This window comes from Thermodesulfobacteriota bacterium (genome assembly GCA_040755095.1).
Lineage (GTDB): Bacteria > Desulfobacterota > Desulfobulbia > Desulfobulbales > JBFMBH01 > JBFMBH01.
Genome location: JBFMBH010000181.1, coordinates 1 through 6,952, shown reverse-complemented (window position 1 = coordinate 6,952; position 6,952 = coordinate 1). Strand labels below are relative to the sequence as shown.

The window sequence follows — 6,952 nt, the reverse complement described above, 5'->3', positions numbered from 1 at the left end:
GGGGGGGGGCGCCCCCCCCCCCCCCCCCCCCCCCCCCCGCCGCGGGACACCCGAGGCAGGCACCATGCTCCCGCCCTACCGCAAGGCCCTCTACGCCATCGTCCTCCTGATTCTGGCCGTGCTCGGCATCGTCATCAGCCTGGGCAGCCGGCACTATCAGATGCACAGCCGTTACAGCCGGATCATCGAGCACAACGAGAAGCTCTTGTTCCAGTTCGTCACCATCCGGGAGCACGTCACCGAGTCCCTGCTGGAGAACCGTTTCCCCCAGCTGGGTGCCATCACCTCTGAGGTCGAGGACTTCAACGTCAATCTGAGCCGCATCCTGGAGGATCCGGTCATTCCGGATGAGCTGAAGCTCACCTTCGTCAACCAAGTGGACCTGGCCGGCATCATCCTGCTCATGCGCGGCCTGGCCAGCGGCCCGGCAGACCCGGCCCGGCTGCGGCAGCTCAACCACGAGATCCGCCTGCTGGGCGACCGGCTGGTGCTTTTCGACCGCCTGATTGTCAACCATGTCAAGGGGCGGCTGGTGGCCTTCCAGACCGTGGTGATTGGCGTGCTGGCCCTGGCGGTGTTCGTCATCATCAACATCGTGCTCCTGGGCCATCGCCGGCTGGCCGTGCCGGTCTTCGAGCTGGCCCGACAGGCGGATGCGATCCGGCGGCAAGGGCCGGCGGCCGGCCCGCTGTCGCAGCCCGGCGGGGTAGCCGGTGAGATCGCCGGTGTCCTGCAGGACCTTCTGGACGACCAGGAGCGGGTGGCGGCCGATCAACAGGCCCTGGCGCGGCAGCTGGTCCTCCAGGATCGGCTCCTGCAGGCCGTCAGCCGGGCCGCCACGCCGCAGGAGCTGGGTCTCGCCGTGGTCCGGGCCCTCACCGCCGAAGGGGACTACCAGCTGGCCTGGATCGGTCTGGCCGCCGGTGACGGCAGCGGCCTGCGGCTGCTGGCCGCGGATGCCTCCGGCACCATGACCCGGGAGGGCTGCCAGCTTTCCATGGAGCTGCTTCTGGACCTGGCGCGGGAGCGGGGGGAGGCCTTCGATGCCGCGGCGGTGGCCGTGGCCGGCCGCCAGCCCGTGGTGCGCACCGACATCCTGGCCGAGGTGCCGAAAGGCGCCTGGAAGCACACCCCCCTGGCCGCCGGCCCGGTGCATTGGCTTGCGGTGCCGCTGCTCGCCCAGGACCGGCTTTTCGGGGCTCTTTCCCTCTACCGGATCGGTGACCCGCCGGAGGCCGCGGCTGTCGAGGCGGCCCAGCGGTCAGCAGCCATCATCGCCGGTGGGCTTATGGTCCTGCAGCTGCATGCGGAGCACACCACGTCCCAGTGGCTGCGCCAGCAGATGGAGGCAGCGGGCGGCACCCTGGTTGTGCAGCTGAACCGGGAAGGGGGGATCGTGGCCGCCAATCCCGCCCTGTGCGAGGCCGGAGGCTGGACCCCGGCCGATCTTCTGGGCCGGCGCTGGCCGGTGATGCTCTCTGGCACCCAGGCCGGGCAGATCGCCGAGGCGGCGTGGCAGGCGGCGATACCCGGCCGGGCTGCGGCCGGGCCGCCGATGACCTGCACGGTGCGGGCCAAGGATGGTGCCGAGCGCTGGCTGGCCGGCGTCTTTGTCCGTCTGACCGCGGACCCCGCGGCCATGGTGCACGGCCTCTGGCTGGGCCGCGATCTCACCCCGGGTCGGCAGCTGGCCCAGCAGCAGCGGGCCTGGCTGGCCCAGGCCGCCGCCCTCCTGGATGGCCTGCCCGAGCCGGTGCTGGTGGCGGATCAGGAAGGGGCGGTGCTGGTGGCCAACAGTGCCGCAGCCGCAGCCGTGGAGCGGCCTGCGGAGGACCTGCGGGCGAAGCCCTGGTGGCAGGCCCTGGGGCTGGCCGCCGAGGAGACCCTGGTCGCCGGCCACCTGCAGCAGGCGCGTCCGGCGCAGCTGCCCCTCCATCGCCCGGGCAGCGACCGGGAGCACCTCCTGGTGCTCACCCCCTTGGCGGCGCTGGGTGATGGCCAATCAGCCTGTGTGCTGGCCCTGAAGGACGTCACCGCCGAGCGGCGGCGGCAGCTGGATCTGCAGAAGGCCTCCCAGCTGGCCGCCATCGGCGAGGTGGCGGTGGGCATTGCCCATGAGATCAGCAACCTGTCCAACGGCCTCATCAACCAGGCGCAGCTGGTGGCGGACAGTCTGGCGGCGCACTCCGGCGCCGAGCCGGACCAGGCCGAGCTGTGCAGCGGCATCATCAACCAGGGCGAGCGCATCGCCCAGGTGGCGGGGCAGCTCTTGGCCATGAACGGCAGCCGGGTCAGCCGGCTGGAGTCCGTGCGCATCGACCGGGTGATCGAGGACTCCCTGTCCCTGGTCCGCAACCAGCTCCGGAGCGATGGCATCCAGGTGCGCACCGATTTCGACCATGAGCTGCCATCGGTGCGGGTCAATGTCGGCCACCTGCAGCACGTGTTTCTCAACCTGCTCAACAACGCCCGCCATGCCCTCAATCTCCGCTACCACGGCCAGCACGACAACAAGCGGCTGGAGATCACCGGCCGCAGCCTGACCCGGGACGGCCGCCGGCAGCTGCGCGTCTCCTTCACCGACTGGGGGGTCGGGGTCGATCCCAGCATCATCCATCACATCTTCGATCCCGATTTCTCCACCAAGCCGGCCTCGGAAGGCACCGGCCTGGGCCTGGCGGTGAGCCAGAGCCTGGTCCGCCAGCACCAGGGCGACCTGCGCATCGAGAGCATCCCCAACGACCACACCACGGTCATCGTCGATCTGCCCAGCGAGCAGGCCGTCTGAGGCCTTCTCCGGAAAGGCGTCGCACCAGGCCCAGTGCCCGGTCTCCGGTCGGGCCGGCACGGGGAGGCCAGCCCTCGCTCACCAGACGCAACATGCTCAAGGCCCGTTCGGACGCCCGCACCGGCTTCAGCGTCACCCAGGCCCTGTGGGATCTGGGCCACATGCGCGAGGAGGACACCTCGCCGGTGGATCTCGTCACCCGACGCTATCCGGAGATCTGCATCCTCAAGCCCTTCAACACCTGTCCCCAGATCTGCGTCTACTGCCAGCGCAACTGGGAGATCGAGGATGCCATGGCCCAGGGCGCCTTTGCCGGCATGCCGGCCATTGAGGCGGCAGTGGATTGGATCCGGGAGCACCCCGCCATCCGCGAGGTGCTGGTCACCGGTGGCGATCCCCTGGCCATGGGCGACAGCCGCATCCTCGCCATTCTGGAGATGCTGGCCGCCATCCCGACCGTGGAGCGGATCCGCATCGGCACCCGCACCATCCTCACCATGCCCATGCGGATCACCCCGGCCTTGGCCGACGGCTTGGCCGCCTTCCGGCAACCGGGCCGGCGGCAGGTGGCGGTCATCACCCACGCCCAGCACCCGTACGAGATCACCCCGGAGGTGGTCGCAGCCGTGGAGGCGTTGCGGCAACGGGGCATCCCGGTCTACAACCAGCTGGTCTACACCTTCTACAGCTCCCGGCGCTTCGAGGCCGCGGCCCTGCGGCGCCTCCTCCACCTGGTGGGCATCGATCCGTACTACACCTTCAACACCAAGGGCAAGGAGGAGACGGCCGAGTACCGGGTGCCCATCGCCCGCCTGCTCCAGGAACAGCAGGAGGAGGCTCGACTGCAGCCCGGTCTGGAGCGCACCGACGAGGCGGTCTACAACGTGCCCTTTCTGGGCAAAAACTACCTCAAGAGCCGGGAGCACCGGGATCTCATCGGCGTGCTGCCCGACGGCTCCCGGGCTACGAGCTCTACCCCTGGGAGAAGGGCATCACTCGCACCGTCCAGACCTGTCTCGCCTTCGACGTGCCGATCCTGGACTACCTGCAGCGCCTGGCCGCCGCCGGCGAGGACGTCACCGACTACAACACCATCTGGTACTACTTCTGAGAGGGGACGAACGCTCAGGCGGAATCGCGTGCATGGCCCTCTTTGACGCCTACCTCTTCGTCGATTGGAGCGCCGCGAATGGCGCCCGACCCCAACAGCCTGCCCGGGACGCGGTCTGGGTGGGCGAGCTCGTCCCCGCCTTGCGCTCCCAGCAGGAGACGTACCACCGGACACGGGAGGCCGGCGTCAGGCATGTGGCAGGACTCCTCCACGGCCACGTCCGGGAAGGGCGCCGGGTTCTGGTCGGGTTCGATTTCCCCTACGGCTACCCGGCCGGGCTTGCCGCTGGCCTCGCCCTGCCGGCCGGTCCCCTGGCATGGTGGACGGTGTGGGCGGAGCTGGCGGCTCGGGTCCAGGACGCCGCGGACAACCGAAACAACCGCTTCGCCGCCGCCGGTGCCCTGAATACGATCCTCCGCCGCGGACAACCGGGCCCGTTCTGGGGCTGTCCGGTGGGCACTTCGGTCCCGAACCTGGAAGCCCGTTCCCCCGGTTTCCCCAGCCGGTGCGCCAGCGGTGTCGAGCTGCCGAGACTCCGCCTCGTCGAAGCCCGCTTGCCGGGCACGCAAGAGGCCTGGAAGCTGTTCGGCGCCGGCAGTGTGGGTAGCCAAGCCCTGGTTGGCATCCATCACCTCTACCGGCTCCGGCGCAACCCTGATCTGGCCCCGGTGAGCCGCGTTTGGCCATTCGAGACCGGCTTCAGTCCGACCCCGTCGCCGAGCCAGGGGCCATCCATTCTGCATGCGGAAATCTGGCCCGGGGTGGTCAAGGAACAGACTCAGGGGCTGATGCGCGCCAACCCCGCGCTGATTCGGGACCGCGCCCAGGTCCGCGCCCTGTGCGCATGGGCTGCCGCATGTGATGGCACCGGAACCCTCGGCCAGTACTTCGTCTGGCCCGCTGGCCTGGACCAGAGCCAGGCGCGGGTCTGCGTCGAGCAGGAAGGGTGGATCCTTGGCGCCGTGTAGGCCGCGCTGGCTGCTGGCCGTGCGCCCCGGCTGCCCGCGACACCGGGGGCACGGCGAAGGCGCTCCGGTCCGTTTCTATGGACGTGGCACGCCCTGAACGACGAAGGCGCGGCGTTGCCAAGGAGGGAGGTCGGGGAATGGTGGCTCGGGTGGATGGAGGGGGTGGCTGGCGGGCAACGCCAAGGGGGAGGTTGACGATGATGGCATCAGGAAGGCGGGCTCACGGGAGGAAGAGGGGCGGCGCGATCACGGCCGGTTGCGGTCGTCGCCTCGCCGGTACGCTCCTGGCGCTGTGGCTGGTCCTGGGGGCGGCAGCCGCCCAGGCGGCGTGGCCCCAGGTCGTGGCCTCGAAGGACGGCACCCCGATCTCCTACGAGGTGCGGGGGCCCGGCGAGACGACCCTGGTGCTGGTGCACGGCTGGAGCTGTGACGCCCGCTACTGGCGCGCCCAGGTGGAGGCCTTGTCGGCCACCTACCGGGTTGTCACCCTCGACCTCGCCGGACACGGGCATTCCGGCGCGGCCAGATCCCGGTACACCATGCAGGCCTTCGGTGAGGACGTGCAGGCGGTCACCGAGGCGGCGGCCAGTGGCAAGGTCATTCTCATCGGCCATTCCATGGGCGGGGTGGTCATTGCGGAGGCGGCCCGCCTTCTGCCGGGGCGCGTGCAGGGGCTGATCGGCGTCGACACCCTGCACAACATCGAGCATCCCCTGACCCGGGAGGAGCTGGAGCAGATGGCCGCTCCCTTGCGCCAGGACTTCCCGGCCGGCTGCCGCCAGTTCGTCCAGGGCATGATTGGCGCCGGCACCGAGCCGGCGCTGCGCGACTGGATCCTGGCGGACATGGCAGCGGCACCGCCGGCGGTCGCCATCAGTGCCCTGAACGAGATGATGTCCCTGTACGTCACCGGCGACGCGGCCCGGCTGTTCGAGGCGGTGCCCCTGCCGGTGATCGCCGTCAACGGCGACCTGTGGCCCATTGCTGACGAGGCCAACCGGCGGCACATGGCCTCCTTCGAGGCCGTGGTCTTGAAGGGGGCCGATCACTTCCTCATGCTGACCCGACCCGACGAGCTCAATGCCGCCCTGGCGCAGGCGGTCAAGGATCTCCTGGCCAGGCCGGCGCCCGGGGATGGCGGGCAGTGAAGAGGGCCGCTCCGGAGGGCGGCCCCTGGCCCCCGGCCGGTGGCAGCCGCTTCCGTCCGGTCGCCGATCCTTGATCTGGCCGCCCCAGGGCCATGGTGCCCCGCCGCTCCGCGCCGGCCAAGACCTCCTGCCGCCGTTCCCCGCGGCCACCCCCCGTTCGCCCGGGCGGCCGCTGCTCCTGGCCAGTCTACTCGCCAGCCCCCGGCTCGCCTCCTGGCCAGGCGCTCCGCATCCCCTCCGGCTCCCGCCGCCCCAGACCCGGTGGCACTGCCCGGTCCGCGAACCGCCGGCCGGCAAGCTGCCGGGCCTTGGCCCGCGCCTGCCTGCTGCTCGCGCCCTCTGTCTGGCCTGCCATATCACCGGTCGCTGTCCACCCTCCTGCGCCGCCCGCACGAGAAGTGGCCAAGACCGTCAATGACGACAAACTGGTGCTCCGATCACCTCCTGTATGACCTCTGGGGAGGCCAGGGGATCGGCGGGGTGAAGCGGCCGGCATGCGGGGGTAGGGCGTGGGGCGCCCCAGCGGCCGAGGGCCTGGACATCCCGCCATCACCGCCGGCCGCCAGGCGATCCCGGCGCAAACAAACAGCCCTTTGGCGGGGGAGCATTTCCCTTGACCAGCAATGTCCCGGAAGGGTAAGAACCATCTGGCGGGTGCTCGGCCGCCGGCGGTGCGTCTCCCGATTGCGAAGGGGAGGCGCTGCGGAGAACGGCACGAAGGCCGCCCCCGGTGGCCACCCCCCGGCGGAAGGGGCGTAGGGACGGCCTCCCCGCTGGCCACCTCCGGCGGGAAGGTCGTAGGGGCGGCCCCCCGTGGCCGCTCGCCGAGCGGGGCCCAGGAAGAAGGGTACCGGATGCCTTCTCCGCGGGGGGCAAGATCCGGGTGCGGGGTTTCGCCATCAGAGACGGTCGAGAGGGCTTTGCAGGCGCTGGATGT

4 protein-coding genes are annotated in these 6,952 nt (G+C 70.7%); all 4 read left to right on the top strand.

Going from position 1 to position 6,952, the window contains the following annotated elements:
- The first annotated feature begins 64 nt into the window (after window positions 1–64).
- Complete coding sequence (locus AB1634_18170; protein ID MEW6221440.1) at window positions 65–2,788, top strand: ATP-binding protein; 2,724 nt, start codon at window positions 65–67, stop codon at window positions 2,786–2,788.
- 92 nt (window positions 2,789–2,880) lie between these two features.
- Window positions 2,881–3,945, top strand: coding sequence for a KamA family radical SAM protein (locus AB1634_18165; protein ID MEW6221439.1), 1,065 nt, complete (start codon window positions 2,881–2,883; stop codon window positions 3,943–3,945).
- Window positions 3,932–4,867 (top strand): hypothetical protein, encoded by a 936-nt coding sequence (locus AB1634_18160; protein MEW6221438.1) that lies wholly within the window; start codon window positions 3,932–3,934, stop codon window positions 4,865–4,867. Before AB1634_18165 ends, AB1634_18160 begins: the two co-directional genes overlap by 14 nt.
- Window positions 4,868–5,064: 197 nt before the next feature.
- Window positions 5,065–6,015 (top strand): alpha/beta hydrolase, encoded by a 951-nt coding sequence (locus AB1634_18155; protein MEW6221437.1) that lies wholly within the window; start codon window positions 5,065–5,067, stop codon window positions 6,013–6,015.
- Window positions 6,016–6,952: the final 937 nt, after the last annotated feature.